The sequence below is a fragment of the Kribbella sp. NPDC049584 genome (assembly GCF_040675555.1).
Classification (GTDB): Bacteria; Actinomycetota; Actinomycetes; order Propionibacteriales; family Kribbellaceae; genus Kribbella.
In genome coordinates this window covers 176,588-189,927 of sequence record NZ_JBFAPF010000015.1, presented here as the reverse complement: position 1 = coordinate 189,927, position 13,340 = coordinate 176,588, and the positions used below count along the sequence as shown (strand labels likewise).

Annotated in this window: 14 protein-coding genes; 8 read left to right on the top strand and 6 right to left on the bottom strand. The window is 69.3% G+C overall.

All coding sequences use genetic code 11. The annotated features are described in order from the left end of the window. Positions 1-36 precede the first annotated feature (36 nt). Together AB0J62_RS37875 and AB0J62_RS37870 are read left to right on the top strand one after the other, a co-directional pair. The gene (locus AB0J62_RS37875) at positions 37-1,143 is read left to right on the top strand and encodes a Gfo/Idh/MocA family oxidoreductase (protein ID WP_363881926.1); all 1,107 of its coding nucleotides are present in this window, start codon (positions 37-39) and stop codon (positions 1,141-1,143) included. An 11-nt stretch (positions 1,144-1,154) separates the two neighbouring features. Continuing rightward, entirely contained in the window at positions 1,155-2,162 is a 1,008-nt protein-coding gene (locus tag AB0J62_RS37870) for a sugar phosphate isomerase/epimerase family protein (RefSeq protein WP_363881924.1), read from the top strand. A gap of 3 nt (positions 2,163-2,165) precedes the next feature. On the opposite strand, the gene AB0J62_RS37865 is transcribed toward AB0J62_RS37870, so the two are convergent. Continuing rightward, positions 2,166-3,347 carry an MFS transporter gene (locus AB0J62_RS37865; protein ID WP_363881922.1) on the bottom strand — a complete coding sequence of 394 codons (1,182 nt, stop codon included), beginning with the start codon at positions 3,345-3,347 and terminating at the stop codon, positions 2,166-2,168. An 81-nt stretch (positions 3,348-3,428) separates the two neighbouring features. Here AB0J62_RS37865 and AB0J62_RS37860 point away from each other — a divergent pair, with 81 nt between their 5' ends. Then, positions 3,429-4,139 (top strand): FadR/GntR family transcriptional regulator, encoded by a 711-nt coding sequence (locus tag AB0J62_RS37860; protein ID WP_363881920.1) that lies wholly within the window; start codon positions 3,429-3,431, stop codon positions 4,137-4,139. Here AB0J62_RS37860 and AB0J62_RS37855 read toward each other — a convergent pair. Both AB0J62_RS37855 and AB0J62_RS37850 read right to left on the bottom strand, forming a co-directional pair. Further along, a complete protein-coding gene (locus AB0J62_RS37855) occupies positions 4,109-4,651 on the bottom strand; it encodes a GNAT family N-acetyltransferase (protein ID WP_363881918.1) in 543 nt (180 codons plus the stop codon). The genes AB0J62_RS37860 and AB0J62_RS37855 overlap by 31 nt on opposite strands. A gap of 169 nt (positions 4,652-4,820) precedes the next feature. Then, positions 4,821-5,180 (bottom strand): MerR family transcriptional regulator, encoded by a 360-nt coding sequence (locus AB0J62_RS37850; protein ID WP_363881916.1) that lies wholly within the window; start codon positions 5,178-5,180, stop codon positions 4,821-4,823. Positions 5,181-5,236: 56 nt separating this feature from the next. Between AB0J62_RS37850 and AB0J62_RS37845 the strand changes: the two genes are divergently transcribed. Next, complete coding sequence (locus tag AB0J62_RS37845; protein ID WP_363881914.1) at positions 5,237-5,665, top strand: hypothetical protein; 429 nt, start codon at positions 5,237-5,239, stop codon at positions 5,663-5,665. Here AB0J62_RS37845 and AB0J62_RS37840 read toward each other — a convergent pair. Further along, positions 5,574-6,755, bottom strand: a complete 1,182-nt coding sequence (locus AB0J62_RS37840; RefSeq protein WP_363881912.1) for an MFS transporter — start codon at positions 6,753-6,755, stop codon at positions 5,574-5,576. The two genes, AB0J62_RS37845 and AB0J62_RS37840, sit on opposite strands and share 92 nt — an antisense overlap. A 52-nt stretch (positions 6,756-6,807) precedes the next feature. Between AB0J62_RS37840 and AB0J62_RS37835 the strand changes: the two genes are divergently transcribed. Continuing rightward, positions 6,808-7,569, top strand: coding sequence for a DeoR/GlpR family DNA-binding transcription regulator (locus AB0J62_RS37835; RefSeq protein WP_363881910.1), 762 nt, complete (start codon positions 6,808-6,810; stop codon positions 7,567-7,569). A 235-nt stretch (positions 7,570-7,804) separates the two neighbouring features. Next, on the top strand, positions 7,805-8,998 hold the full coding sequence (locus tag AB0J62_RS37830; protein ID WP_363881908.1) for an MFS transporter: 1,194 nt from the start codon (positions 7,805-7,807) through the stop codon (positions 8,996-8,998). Here the strand turns inward: AB0J62_RS37830 and AB0J62_RS37825 are convergent. Both AB0J62_RS37825 and AB0J62_RS37820 read right to left on the bottom strand, forming a co-directional pair. After that, positions 8,991-10,094, bottom strand: coding sequence for an aminotransferase class I/II-fold pyridoxal phosphate-dependent enzyme (locus AB0J62_RS37825; RefSeq protein ID WP_363881906.1), 1,104 nt, complete (start codon positions 10,092-10,094; stop codon positions 8,991-8,993). The genes AB0J62_RS37830 and AB0J62_RS37825 overlap by 8 nt on opposite strands. Further along, entirely contained in the window at positions 10,084-10,725 is a 642-nt protein-coding gene (locus tag AB0J62_RS37820; RefSeq protein ID WP_363881904.1) for a TetR/AcrR family transcriptional regulator, read from the bottom strand. Before AB0J62_RS37820 ends, AB0J62_RS37825 begins: the two co-directional genes overlap by 11 nt. 107 nt (positions 10,726-10,832) lie before the next feature. Here AB0J62_RS37820 and AB0J62_RS37815 point away from each other — a divergent pair, with 107 nt between their 5' ends. Next, complete coding sequence (locus AB0J62_RS37815) at positions 10,833-12,029, top strand: cytochrome P450 (RefSeq protein WP_363881902.1); 1,197 nt, start codon at positions 10,833-10,835, stop codon at positions 12,027-12,029. A 91-nt stretch (positions 12,030-12,120) separates the two neighbouring features. Next, positions 12,121-13,254 carry a D-alanine--D-alanine ligase family protein gene (locus tag AB0J62_RS37810; RefSeq protein ID WP_363881900.1) on the top strand — a complete coding sequence of 378 codons (1,134 nt, stop codon included), beginning with the start codon at positions 12,121-12,123 and terminating at the stop codon, positions 13,252-13,254. The last annotated feature ends 86 nt before the right edge of the window (positions 13,255-13,340 follow it).

Here is a 13,340-nt window from a genome sequence, read left to right as displayed (position 1 = left end):
GACAGGGTTCAAAAGGGTCCCATAGCGTCCTACGACGTGTCCACCACTGCGCACGAGCCCAGGAAACGTCTCCGGGTCGGAATTGTCGGCGGCGGCTTCATGGGCCAGGTCCACGGCAGGTCCGCGTTGGTTTCGGGAGCGACCGTGGTGGGCGCCGTCGGCTCCTCACCGTCGAGAGCGCAGGCCGCCGCGGACGCGACCGGCGCCGAGCGCGGGTTCGAGACCCTTGACGAGCTGCTCGCCGCCGACATCGACGTCGTCCACGTCTGTACGCCGAACAACACGCATCGCGACGTCACGCTGAAGGCTTTCGAGGCCGGCAAGCACGTGATCTGCGAGAAGCCGCTCGCCACGTCCGTCGCCGATGCGACCGGTCTGACGGCTGCAGCGCAAGAGACGGGCCTCGTCGGCGCCGTGCCGTTCGTGTACCGCTACCACCCGATGGTCCGCGAGCTGCGGACCCGGATCGCGGCCGGCGATGCCGGTGTGATCACCAGCCTGCACGGCTCGTACCTGCAGGACTGGCTCGCCGGAGCGGACGACCAGAACTGGCGTGTCGACGACACCACCGGCGGTCCGTCGCGGACATTCGCGGACATCGGGTCGCACTGGTGTGACCTGACCGAATTCGTCACCGGCGACCGGATCGCCGCGATCAGCGCGCAGTTGCGCACGGTGCGAGCCCAGCGCGGCGGAGTCGAAGTGCGCACCGAGGACCTGGCGACGGCGCAGTTCCGGACCGAGGCCGGAGTGGTCGGGACGATCGTGGTCAGTCAGGTCGCGGCCGGCCGCAAGAACCGCCTGTACCTGGAGGTGTCCGGCACCGAGTCGAGCTTCGGCTTCGACCAGGAGGACCCGGACCGGCTGTGGGTCGGTCGGCGCGACGCGTCGCAGCTCCTGACCCGCGATCCCGAGACGCTGAGCCCGCCCGCCGCGCGGGTGAACCGGCTGCCGGCCGGGCACGCGCAGGGCTACCAGGACGCGTTCGACTCGTTCGTCGCCGACAGCTATGCCGCCGTACGGGGTGACCACCCGGACGGACTGCCCGATTTCGCCGCTGGAGCGCGGTCCGCTCGCGTGGTCGACGCCGTACTGCGATCTGCCGCGAGCGATTCTGCTTGGATCACCGTCGACAACTCTTAGGAGCCTGTGAGATGCCACGCCCGATCACGCTGTTCACCGGTCAGTGGGCCGACCTGCCGTTCGAGGAGGTCTGCCAGTTCGCGTCCGAGGCCGGGTACGACGGCGTCGAGATCGCATGCTCCGGTGACCACTTCGACGTCCAGCAGGCCGTCGACGACGACTCGTACGTCCAGGGCCGCAAGGACATCCTGGAGAAGTACAACCTGCAGGTCTTCGCGATCTCCAACCACCTGGTCGGCCAGGCGGTCTGCGACAACCCGATCGACTTCCGGCACCAGGCCATCGTGCCGTCCCGGATCTGGGGCGACGGCGACGCCGAGGGTGTGCGGCAGCGGGCGGCGGAGGACCTGAAGAACACTGCTCGCGCGGCCAAGAAGCTCGGCGTGAACACGGTCATCGGCTTCACCGGCTCGTCGATCTGGCAGTACGTCGCGATGTTCCCGCCGGTTCCGGCCGAGCGGATCGAAGCCGGCTACAAGGACTTCGCCGACCGGTGGAACCCGATTCTCGACGTGTTCGACGAGGAGGGCGTGCGGTTCGCACACGAAGTACACCCGTCGGAGATCGCGTACGACTACTGGACCACGACGCTGACGCTCGAGGCGATCGGCCACCGCGAGGCGTTCGGGCTGAACTGGGACCCGTCGCACATGGTCTGGCAGGACATCGACCCGGTCGCGTTCCTGTGGGACTTCAAGGACCGCATCTACCACGTGGACTGCAAGGACACCCGGATGCGGGTCGGCGGCGGCCGCAACGGCCGGCTCGGCTCGCACCTGCCGTGGGGCGACCCGCGGCGCGGCTGGGACTTCTACTCGACCGGTCACGGCGACGTGAAGTGGGAGGACTGCTTCCGGGTGCTGAACTCGATCGGTTACGACGGCCCGATCTCGGTCGAGTGGGAGGACGCCGGCATGGAGCGCAAGGTCGGCGCCGCGGAGGCGGTCAACGTCATCCGCGCGCTCGCCTTCGACAAGCCCGCTGCGGCTTTCGACGCGGCCTTCGCCACGGACAAGTAACTTTCAACGGTTGTCGCGACCGGCGACGAACCCGATCGTGACCTGCGTGGCTGAGAGTACGGCGAACACGATGAGCGTCGTACTCCAGCCGCCGGTCACCTGCGTCAGGTAGCCGGCGACGACCGGTCCGGCCGCCGCCAGCGTGTAGCCGACGGCCTGCGCCATCCCGGACAACTGGGTGGTCTCGTGGTGACCGCGGCCGCGAAGACTGATCAGCGACAGCGCGGCGACCAGCCCGGCACCCTGGCCCAGACCGCCGACGACCGCCCAGACGATCGCGAGCTGCGGCGCCAGCAGCAGACCCAGCAGTGCCACGAGGATCGGCGTACTCGCCGTCATCAGACCGGCCCGCTGATTGGTCGGGTGCCTCAGCAGGAACGGGATGCTGAGGCCGCCGATCAGCCCGAACACCTGGAACAGGAACAGGTGTACGCCGGTGACACGCTCGGAAACACCGCCGGTCGAGATCTCGATCGTGGGCAGCCAGTTCACGAACAGGTAGAAGCTGGTCGACTGCAGCCCCATGAAGCCGGTCACGAGCCACGCCGTCGGCCGCCGCCACACGCTGACCGGGGGAGCGCCGTCCTCGACGCTTGCCGCCGGCATCGGCTCCGGCGAGAGCGTCCGCGGCAGCCAGATCACAGCGACGAGTACGGCGAGACCGCCCCAGACTGCGAGCGACAACCGCCAGTCGACCGCATCAGCGATCGGTACGGCGAGGATCGACGCGATCGCCGCGCCGCTGGTGATGAACGCCGTGTAGACCCCGGTCGCGCGGGAGACATTGCCTGCGTAGTCGCGCTTGATTATCACCGGGACCAGCACGTTCCCGACCGCGATCGCGGCGCCGACCACCGCCGTACCGATCCACAAGCCCGCATGGCCTGTGTACGGACGCAGAGCACTGCTGAGCGCGAGCACGAGGAGCGAGACGAAGACGGCACGTTCCATGCCGAAGCGTCGGGATGCGAAGTGGACGAGCGGTGAGGCGACGGCGAACGCGAGCAGCGGCAGCGTGCCGAGCAGCCCCTGCGCGGCCTCGCCCAGCTGCAGGTCGAGGCCGATCCGCGGCAGCACCGGACCGACCGCGGTCAGCGCCGGCCGGAGGCTCAGCGCAACCACGAAGGCGGTCGCTGTGATCAGCGCCGACCGCTCCCGAGCCACTGGTTCGGTCAACACCGCCACGACACACCTCTCCCTATTCCTGCTCTCTGCAGATGTCCTACATTTACACACTGTACGCTAGCCCCGGACGGAGGTGGGCCGGTGTCGATCGAAGGACCTGTGCGGCAGGTGCCGCTGGTGCTGCAGGTGTCGGAGCGGTTCCGGACGCAGATCGAGTCCGGGGCGTGGCCACGCGGCTCGCGGATCCCCGGCGAGAACCAGCTCGCGACGGAGCTCGGCGTCAGCCGCGGGACGGTACGGGAGGCGCTGCGTTCGCTGAGCCTGACCGGCCTGCTCGAGCCGCGCGTCGGCGACGGCACCTACGTCCGCGCGACCAACGAGATCAGCGGCGTACTGGTCCGGGACGAGCTCTCCGCCTCGTTGACGCATGTGCTCGACGCCCGAGCCGGCATCGAGGCCGCGGCCGCCCGCCTGGCCGCGCAGCGTCCCGACCCGGACAGCCTGGCGGCCTTGTCCGCCGCGCTGGAGTCCCGGGCGGCCGCGGGCGACCTGGACGCGTTCGTTGCTGCGGACGCCGAGTTCCACCGCGGAGTCGTGGTCGCGAGCGGGAACCCGTTGCTGCTGCGTTTGTACGACGCGATCGCCGAGGTGCTGACCGAGTCGATCCACCAGACCGCGACGATGCCCGAGGACCACCGGATCCTCGACGCGCACGTCGACGTACTCGAGGCGATCCGGGCGGGCGATCCCGAGGCGGCGAGTCACGCGTCGTACGCCCTGATCGAGACCATCAAGACCGAGACCCGTCAAGATCGAGACCATCAAGCAAGAAGCGAAGGATCCGGCCAGTAATACCTGAAACAGGCCGGGTGTCCGTTGAGCCGCCGTTGCTCCCCGCCCGGCGGCGGGACGTCCTTGCGGTCGCCGCGAATGCCGCCGCGCGCTTCGTAGAACCCCTGCGCCGCGGTGTTCTGCTCGAGGACCCACAGGTAGAGCCCGGATCCGGGTGCCGCCTCCTGCAAGGCCTTGGCGGTCAACGCGAGCAGCTGGGTCCCGATGCCTTGCCGCTTGAGCGGTGCGCGGACATGCAGGTTGTCGACGAGCGCACCGTACTTCGGGTCGGCGCCGATGATCAGATGGGCCAGCCCGACCAGCTGACCGTCGTACTCCGCGAGCGTGGTCCGAGTGCCCTCCCGGGCCGCCAGCCGTTTGGTCCACATGGCATCGAGATACTCCGCCGACTCGTCGTCCAGGAAGGCGTCGGCGTACGCACCGCGATAGTGCCGCCGCCAACTGTCCCCATGCAGCTCGGCCACTGCCGCCGCGTCATCCGCCCGACCCGTCCGAAACCGCAGCTCATCCACCCCGAATTCGTATCACCCGGTACGGCTGCCACCCGGGCTTGTCCGAACCGTGAACCCCACGTCCGCCATTCGGCTCCAGCTCAACGAGTCGAGCCTTTGCCAGCCTGGTGAAGATGCGTTGAGGGTCACCGCATCAGCGACGCCGGGTACGAGGAGGCAGGCGAAGTGCTCAACCGCCTATTGGACTGAGTGGGCAGCCGGTGCCGATGCGTTCGGTGAGGTCAGCGCGGAGGGTTGCCAGGTCCGCCATCCGCTGGTCGATGACCTGGACCTTCTCGGCGAGCAGGGCAGACAGGGCTGTGGCCGAGTCGGAGGAATCGCGGAGTTGCTCGCCGTGCTTGGCGATCTCGGCGAGCGTGAAGCCGAGCGCCTGCGCCGTACGGACGTAGTGCAGCCAGGGCACCATCTCGACGGGGAAGTCCCGGTAGCCGTTCGGCCGGCGCTCACCCTCCACGAGCCCGATCCGCTCGTAGAAGCGGATGGTGTCCTTGGACAGGTTCGTCTGCTCAGCGAGCTCACCGATGCGCACGGGATCCTCCGTCGGGCTTGACCTTGGACAGCACTCCACTGTTTACCTTCAATCGCGTGTCTCCCCAAAACAGCGGCTATCTCCGCATCGTCCGCGCAAGCGCCTGGTACGACCTGATCGTCACCGTCGGCTTCGCCACGCCCTGGACCTACGTCCTCGTCCACCGCGCCCTGTCGTCACTCGGGAGCTTTCCGCAGGTCGACCCCATTCAGACGCTCTACGCGAATCTGATGGGCTCGGTCGTGGTCGTCTGGGCGCTCCTTCGCCTGTTCCGCACGCTTCCGCTCCACGGCCTGTACGACGGCATCGCGCGCATCCTGTTCGCAAGCTGGCAGACCTACGCGCTGGCGCATGGCGCGCCCAGGATCTTGGCCGTGTTTCTCGTGGTCGAGGTCAGCTTTGGAGTGGTTCAGCTCCTGCCGTGGTTGGGCGGCGGGTTGCGAGCACGCGGGCGAACACGGCCAGGCCGGCTGTCAGTGCGGTGACCACGATGAACGACATCGTGAGGTTGCTGGCCTGGGCGATGCCGCCGATGATCGACGGCGCGACCAGGCCGGACGCGTAGGTGATGGTCGCGACGCCCGCGATCGCCTGGCTGGGGTTGGGTCCGGTGTGGCCGGCGGCGGCGAATGCGAGCGGTACGGCGACCGCGATCCCCACGCCGATCAGCCCGAACCCGGCGATCGCCACCACCGCCGTGGGCGAAACGACCACGAGCAGACCGCCGAGCGTCGCGATCACACCGCTCCACCGCACCGTCCGTACGGCGCCGAACCGATCCACCACCGCATCGCCGGTCAATCGCGCGATCGCCATCGTCAACGCGAACCCGGTCGTCGCCCCGGCCGCGACAGCCGCCGAACTGTCGAGAATGTCCCGCAGATACACGGCCGACCAGTCCAGGCTCGCGCCTTCCGCGAAGACCGCGCAGAACCCGACCGCCCCGATCAGCAACGCCGACTTCGGCGGCAACGCGAACCGCGCCGGCGGCTCCTCGTCCTCATCCGGATGGATGTTCAGCACGAAATGACAGACGACGGCGCCGATCACCGTCAGTACGACGGCTGCCGTCGCGTGATGGAGTTGTGCGTTGACATTCGCATGCGCAGCGAGCGTCCCGACCGCCGAGCCGAGCAGCGCGCCCACACTCCACAGCCCGTGCAACCCGGACATGATCGACTTCTTCAGCCGGTGCTCGATCTCGACGCCGATCGCGTTCATCGCCACATCGGCCATGCCCGCCGTACCGCCGTAGATGAAGAGCGCGGCGCACAACGTGAGCAGACCCGGCGCGAGCGACGGCAGGATCAGCGCGAGCGTCCAGAGCGCGAGCAGCCCGCGCAGCGCGTTCCGCGTCCCGAACCGGTGACTGACCCGCGCGGCGAGCGGCATCATCAGCGCCGCGCCGAGCGCGGGGAACGCGAGAGCCAGCCCGAGCTGACCCGCGGACACTCCCGCATGCTCCTGGATCCACGGCACCCGGGTCGCGAACGACCCGGTCACCGATCCGTGCACGCAGAAGACGGCGGCCACGGCGTACCGGGATCGCTTGACCAGCGCGGTGTCTTCAGTCACAAGTAAACAGACAATCTGTTTGAACGATCAGGCGGATGGTAGATTTTTGCGCGTGAGAAGTGCAGAACGGCATCAAGTGATCGTAGAACGACTACGAGTCGTCGACCGAGTGTCGGTCCAGGAACTGGTCGAAGCGACCGAGGCGTCGGACATGACGGTCCGCCGCGACCTCGACTTCCTGGCGGCGCAGGGCGTGCTGAAGCGCGTCCACGGTGGCGCAGTGTCCGCGATGCCGTCCGGCCTCGAGCCGCCGTACTCGCTCCGCGCGCAGGCCGCGACCGCCGCCAAGCAGGCGATCGCCAGGGCCGCGGTCGAGCACTTGCATGACGGCGAGACGATCGTCCTCGACAGCGGTACGACGGCGCTCGAGACCGCGCGGCTGCTGCACGACCGCGCGATGACGGTCATGCCGCTGTCGCTGCACGTCGCGCACGAGCTGGCGGATGCGCCGCGGATCCGGCTGCTGATGCCGGGCGGTGAGGCGCGCAAGGGCGAGCTCTCGCTGGTCGGCCCGCTGACCGTCGCCTCGCTGCGGGCGCTGCGCTTCGACGCCGCCGTACTGAGCCCGTGCGCGTTCAGCCTCGATGCCGGGCTGACCGCGTTCGACCTGGGCGATGCGGAGGTCAAGCAGGCGGCGATGAACGTCGCCACCCGCACCGTCGTACTCGCGGACGGCGCCAAGTGGGACCGCGCCGCCCTCGCGTACGTCTGCCCCGCCGACCGCCCGGACTTGATCATCACCGACGAGTCCGCCCCCGAAGACCAGCGCACAATCCTGACCCAACGCGGCGTCCTGGTCGAGGTGGCCAGTTGACCGTGTTGATGCCGCGACTCCGTCGCGGCGGGTCATGGGGCTGTAACTCCCGGCCTTCCCTCGTCGCTCCGGTCGCTGTGCTGAATGCCGCGACTCCGTCGCGGCAGGTCATGGGGCTGGAGCTCCCGGTCTTCCCTCGTCGCTCCGGTCGCTTCGCTCCCTCCGCTCCTCAGTCCAGACCGGGAGGCCCCAGGACCGGGCTCCCTCCGCTCCTCAGTCCAGGCCGGGAGGCCCCATGACCGCGACCGACCTGCGACCGCAGGCCGCGCCGCCGCGCGCCGCTCGGGTCGCCACCTGGATGTACTTCGGTCTGAACGGGTTCGCGGTCGGGATGTGGGTCGTGCACATCCCGAGCATCGAGCAGAGGACCGGAATCACCCACAGCACGCTCGGGCTGCTCCTGCTGGTGCTCGGCGGCGCGGCGTTCACCGGCATGCAGGTTGCGGGTCCGCTGGTGGACAAGCTCGGTCAGCGCCGGCTAGTCCCGGCGGCCGGCATTCTGCTCGGCGTCGCGCTCGCCGGACCGGGCCTCGCGACGAACTGGTGGACACTCGGCCTCACGCTGATCCTGATCGGCTTCGGCAACGGTTCAATCGACGTCGGCATGAACGCACAGGCCGTGGTCGTCGAGCGCGGGTACCCGCGACCGATCATGGCCGCCTTCCATGCGATGTGGTCGATCGGCGGCGCGATCGCCGCGATCGTCGGTGCCGCGACGCTGCGGGCCGACGTACCGCCGGAGGTCACGCTCGCGTCGGCCGGCGTGCTGTGCGTCGTCCTGTCGCTCGTCGCCAGCCGGTTCTTGCTGGAGGCAACCGTTCCGCCGGAGGACGACGTCGTCGAGGGCGAGCAGCGGGCGAAGCCGTCGGCCAAGCTGGTCTGGGCTCTGGGCGGACTCGCGTTCGGCCTGATGCTGTCCGAGGGCGTCGCGAACGACTGGGCCGCGCTGCACTTCCGCGACATCCTCGGCACCTCCGTGAGTACGGCGGCCTACGCGTACGGCGCGTTCGCGGTTGCGATGACCGTCGGCCGGTTCCTCACCGACCGGGTCGCGGCCGTGGTCGGTCCGGCAGCGATCGTCCGGTGGGGCGCGGCGATGGCCGCGGTCGGTCTGACGCTGGTGATCGTCGTACCCTGGGTGCCGGTCGCGCTCGTCGGCTGGGCCGTGTTCGGGCTGGGCCTCGCGGGCGGCGTACCGCAGCTGTTCACCGCCGCAGGCAACCTCGACCCGCGGTCGTCCGGCGCGCTGATGGCACGCGTCGTCGGCCTCGGGTACGTCGGACTGCTGGCCGGGCCCGCGCTGATCGGCGGCCTCGCGCACTGGATGCCGCTGAACATCGCGTTCATCCTGCCGGTCGTGCTATGCGTGCTGACGTTCTTCGGCGGGCCTGTGCTCAAGAGCCCGGCAGCCAAGAAGGGCGTCAGCTGAGGGCTTGTTCGAGGTCCGCCCACAGGTCGTCGGGGTGCTCGATGCCGACGGACAGGCGGATCAGGTCCTCGGGGATCGTCGGGACTTCCGCCGGCCAGCGGCGTCGGCGTTCCAGCAAGGACTCGACGCCTCCGAGGCTGGTCGCGTGCAGCCAGAGCTCGGTGCGCTCGCAGACCCGTTGCGCGAGTGCCGCGTCCCCTCCGAGTTCGACGGCGAGGATCGCGCCGAAGCCGGACATCTGGGCGGCCGCGCGTTGGTGCCCGGGATCGCTCGGCAGTCCGGGGTACCGGACGCGGCTGACGCGCGGGTGTTCCAGCAGGCGCTCGGCCAGGAACGCGGCGTTCGACTGGGCGCGCGCGAGGCGGAGGGCGAGGGTGCGCAGACCGCGCAGCGCTAGCCAGGCCTCCATCGGACCCGGGATCGCGCCGAGGCTGCGACGGCGGAGTTCGATCGCGGACCACAGGTCGTCGTCCGCGGTGATGACCGCGCCGAGGATGACGTCCGAGTGGCCGGAGATGAACTTGGTGGCCGAGTGCATCACGACATCCGCGCCCAGCTGGAGCGGCTGCTGGAGCAGGGGAGTGGCGAACGTGTTGTCGACGACGACGATCGCGTCGACCGCGTGCCCGGCTTCGGCAAGTGCCGGGATGTCGGCCACCTCCATCGCGGGGTTGGTCGGTGACTCGATCCACAGCATGGCAGCTCCGTCGAGGACCTGCTTCACGGCCTCGGTGTCCGCGATGTCGACGTGTTCGACCGTCAGCCGGCCGGTCTCGGTCTGCTGATCGAGCAGCCCGACCACGCCGGAGTACGCGTGCTGCGGCGCCACGACCCGCCCGCCGACCGGGACCAGGTCGATCACCGCTGCGGCGGCCGCCATCCCCGACGCGAACGTCAGCCCGCGACCGCCCTCCAGCTCGCCGAGCGTCTCCTCGAGCGCCGACCAGGCGTCGTTGCCGAACCGCCCGTACCCGCGATCGCCGCCCGCGACGTACGTCGAGCTGAACACCGGCGACTCACCGACAGGCGCGTTCGGCACCCGCTCCGGCCGCCCCGCGTGGACGACGACCGTGGAGGGATCGAGCTCAGGAGTCATACCTCGAATTGTCGCTGACGCGATAGGTAGCGGCGGGCAGGGGGATGCCGCCGGAGCGGAGCAGACTCATCGCCTGGCGGGCGAGGGACTTCGCGTCGGTGGTGTCGGGCGTGTCGACCCAGACGCGGACGACGGTCTCGATGATGTTCATCGCGATCCCGGCCGCCAGCGCGCTGGTGAACTCGGCCCTGTTGTCGGCCCGGTTGTTGGTCGGTAGCCGCAGTACCAGCTCGTCGGCGAGGTCGGTGCGGAAGCGCCAGATCAGCTCGTTGAGATGGGCGCTCACCGACGCGGTCTGCGCGGCCAGGTCGAACACGGCCCGCACCCGCCCCGGATTGGTCTCCAGTTGCTCCAGGACGCGCTCGATCACCGCCTGCAGGCCGGCCGTCAGCTCCAGCTCGGGCTGCTCGCGGAACCAGCTGACCGCATCGCCCAGGCAATCCTCGACGAACTCGAGAACCAGCGTCTCCTTGGTCGGGAAGTACCGGTACAGCGTGCTCGGCCCGACCTCGGCCGCCGCCGCGATCTGCTCGACCGTGGTCCGGCCGAAGCCGTTGTCGTTGAACAGCTCGAACGCTTTGTCCGCGATCAGCCGGCGGGTCCGCTCCCGCTTCACCTCGCGCAGTCCCATCAGCACCTCCGCGGGCAGGGTACCGGTTCGCCGACTCGCCGGATGTGGCTTCTCTTTGGTTGACTCAGCCATATGGTAGTCACTACCAAAATCCTTTGGGAGGGTTCATGACCGAGAGCTTCCCCGTCAATCGGCCGGCCGGGTGTCCTTTCGACCCGGCGCAGGAGTACGCCGAGTTCCGCCGTACTCCCGGGCTGGCCAAGGTCTCCACCCCGGCGGGAGTCGACGCGTACGTGGTCAGCCGGTACGACGAGGTCCGCACCCTGCTCCGGGACAGCCGGCTGAGTTCGCGGTCCGCGCCGTCGGACCACGTCGTACCCGGCGCCGATCTGGAGCGGGAAGCCGACTCGGGCTCGATCCTTCATGCGGACGGTGCGGCGCACAAACGGCTGCGGCGGATGCTGGCGACCGAATTCGCGGTGAAGCGGATGGAGGCGATGCGGCCGCGGATCGCCGCGATGATCGACACCCAACTCGACTCGATGCTCGCCACCGGTGGGCCGGTCGATCTGGTGCAGGCGTTCGCGCTGCCGATCCCGTCGCTGGTGATCTGCGAGCTGCTGGGCGTTCCTTATGCGGACCGCGCCGAGTTCCAGGAGCGGAGCGCGACGCTGGTGCGCGTCGACGGCGATCGGGACGAGATCATGCGGGTCAGCGACGCGCTCAACCAGTACATGGTCGGGCTGGTCCTGGCGAAGCAATCGTCGCCGGCGGACGATCTGCTGTCGCGGCTCATCACCCGTGGCGAGCAGCTCGGCGAGCCGCTGAGCCTGCCGGAGCTGGTGTCGATCGGGATCACGCTGCTGATCGCGGGGCACGAGACGACGGCGAACATGATGGCTCTCAGCACGCTCGCGTTGCTGCGGAACCCAGCCGAGCTCGCCGCGCTGCGGGCCGATCCCACGCTGGCGCCCGCCGCGGTCGAGGAGCTGCTTCGGTACCTGTCTGTCGTCCAGTTCGGGCTGTTCCGGCACGTCACGGACGACCTGCCGGTCGGGGGCGCAACCCTGCAGGCAGGTGACTACCTGGTCGCTGCGCTGTCCTCAGCGAACCGGGACTCGCGGGTGTTCCCGGATCCCGACCGGCTGGATCTGCGGCGGTCGGCCGGGGCACACGTCGCGTTCGGGTTCGGGCCGCACCAATGCCTCGGCCAGCAGTTGGCGCGGGTCGAGCTGCAGGAGGTCTTCACCCGGCTGTACGCGCGCATCCCGACGCTGCGACTCGCCGTACCGTTCGAGGAAATCGAGTACCGGGACAACACGCTCGTGTACGGAGTGACAGCGTTGCCAGTCACCTGGGACTGAGCCGGACACCGGCCGCTACGGAGTGCGATCTGAAGGGGTCTTAACCGAACCCTGGTCGGAACCTGATCCTCGGGCCGCTACAGTCGAGCCGGTGAGTGAGTACTCGAGCGAACAACAGCGCAAGCCCCGCGTCGCCGTCGTTTTCGGTGGCCGGTCGAGCGAGCACGCCATCTCCTGCGTCACCGCGGCCAACGTCCTGCAGGTGATCGACCGGGACAAGTACGACGTGGTCCCGATCGGGATCAGCACCAGCGGCCACTGGGTGCTGGAGAGCGGCGATCCCGAGCGGCTGTCGATCACCGACGGCAAGCTCCCCGAGGTCGACGTGACCGCGATGCCGGTGCTGTTCGGCGCGAACCGCGAGCTCGTGATCAGCGAGCCCGAGCAGGTCCCGAGCACCCTCGGCCAGGTCGACGTGGTCTTCCCGCTGCTGCACGGCCCGTGGGGCGAGGACGGCACGATCCAGGGCCTGCTCGAGATGTCCGACATCCGGTACGTCGGCTCCGGCGTACTCGCCAGCGCCGTCGGCATGGACAAGCACTACATGAAGGTCGTCTTCCAGGCCGCCGGCCTCGAGGTCACGCCGTACGTCGTGATCCGCGACCGCGACTGGATGCGCGACCCGGAGGCCTGCCGCGAGGCGGTCGACGCTCTCGGCTACCCGGTGTTCGTGAAGCCGTGCCGCGGCGGTTCGAGCCTCGGGATCAGTAAGGTGAACAGCCTCGACGAGCTCGACGAAGCCGTCGCGGTGGCCCGCGCCCACGACCCGAAGGTGATCGTCGAGGCCTCCGCGAAGAACCCGCGTGAGATCGAGGTCGGCGTACTCGGCGGCCTGAACGGCGCCAAGCCCGACGTCAGCGTCTGCGGCGAGATCGCGGTCTCCGGCGGCGGCCACGACTTCTACGACTTCGAGACCAAGTACCTGCCCGAGGGCGAGGAGTACACCGCGCTCTCGGTCCCGGCCGAGCTCCCCGAGGAGATCGCCGCCGAAGTCCGCGCCAAGGCCCTGATCGCCTTCGACGCCATCGACGCCGAGGGCCTGGCCCGCGTCGACTTCTTCCTCGACGCCGACAACCGCGTGATCATCAACGAGATCAACACCATGCCGGGCTTCACCCCGACCAGCATGTTCCCCCGCCTGTGGGCGGCCTCCGGCAAGGACTATGCAGCCCTCGTCGAACACCTCCTCTCCCTAGCCATGACCCGCCCCACCGGCCTCCGCTAACCCACCAGCGCTAGACGCCCCGGGCTGGTCCGCTCCACCCGCCCGGGCCGCGCATCCGCTCCATCCGCCCAGGCCGCGCATCCGCT

What these genes read in the sequence shown, in the direction of transcription:
- AB0J62_RS37870 (WP_363881924.1), top strand. Translation starts at nt 1,155, where the DNA reads ATGCCACGCCCGATCACGCTGTTCACCGGTCAGTGGGCCGACCTGCCG.
- AB0J62_RS37830 (WP_363881908.1), top strand. Translation starts at nt 7,805, where the DNA reads ATGACCGCGACCGACCTGCGACCGCAGGCCGCGCCGCCGCGCGCCGCT.
- AB0J62_RS37825 (WP_363881906.1), bottom strand. Translation starts at nt 10,094, where the DNA reads ATGACTCCTGAGCTCGATCCCTCCACGGTCGTCGTCCACGCGGGGCGG.
- AB0J62_RS37820 (WP_363881904.1), bottom strand. Translation starts at nt 10,725, where the DNA reads ATGGGACTGCGCGAGGTGAAGCGGGAGCGGACCCGCCGGCTGATCGCG.
- AB0J62_RS37815 (WP_363881902.1), top strand. Translation starts at nt 10,833, where the DNA reads ATGACCGAGAGCTTCCCCGTCAATCGGCCGGCCGGGTGTCCTTTCGAC.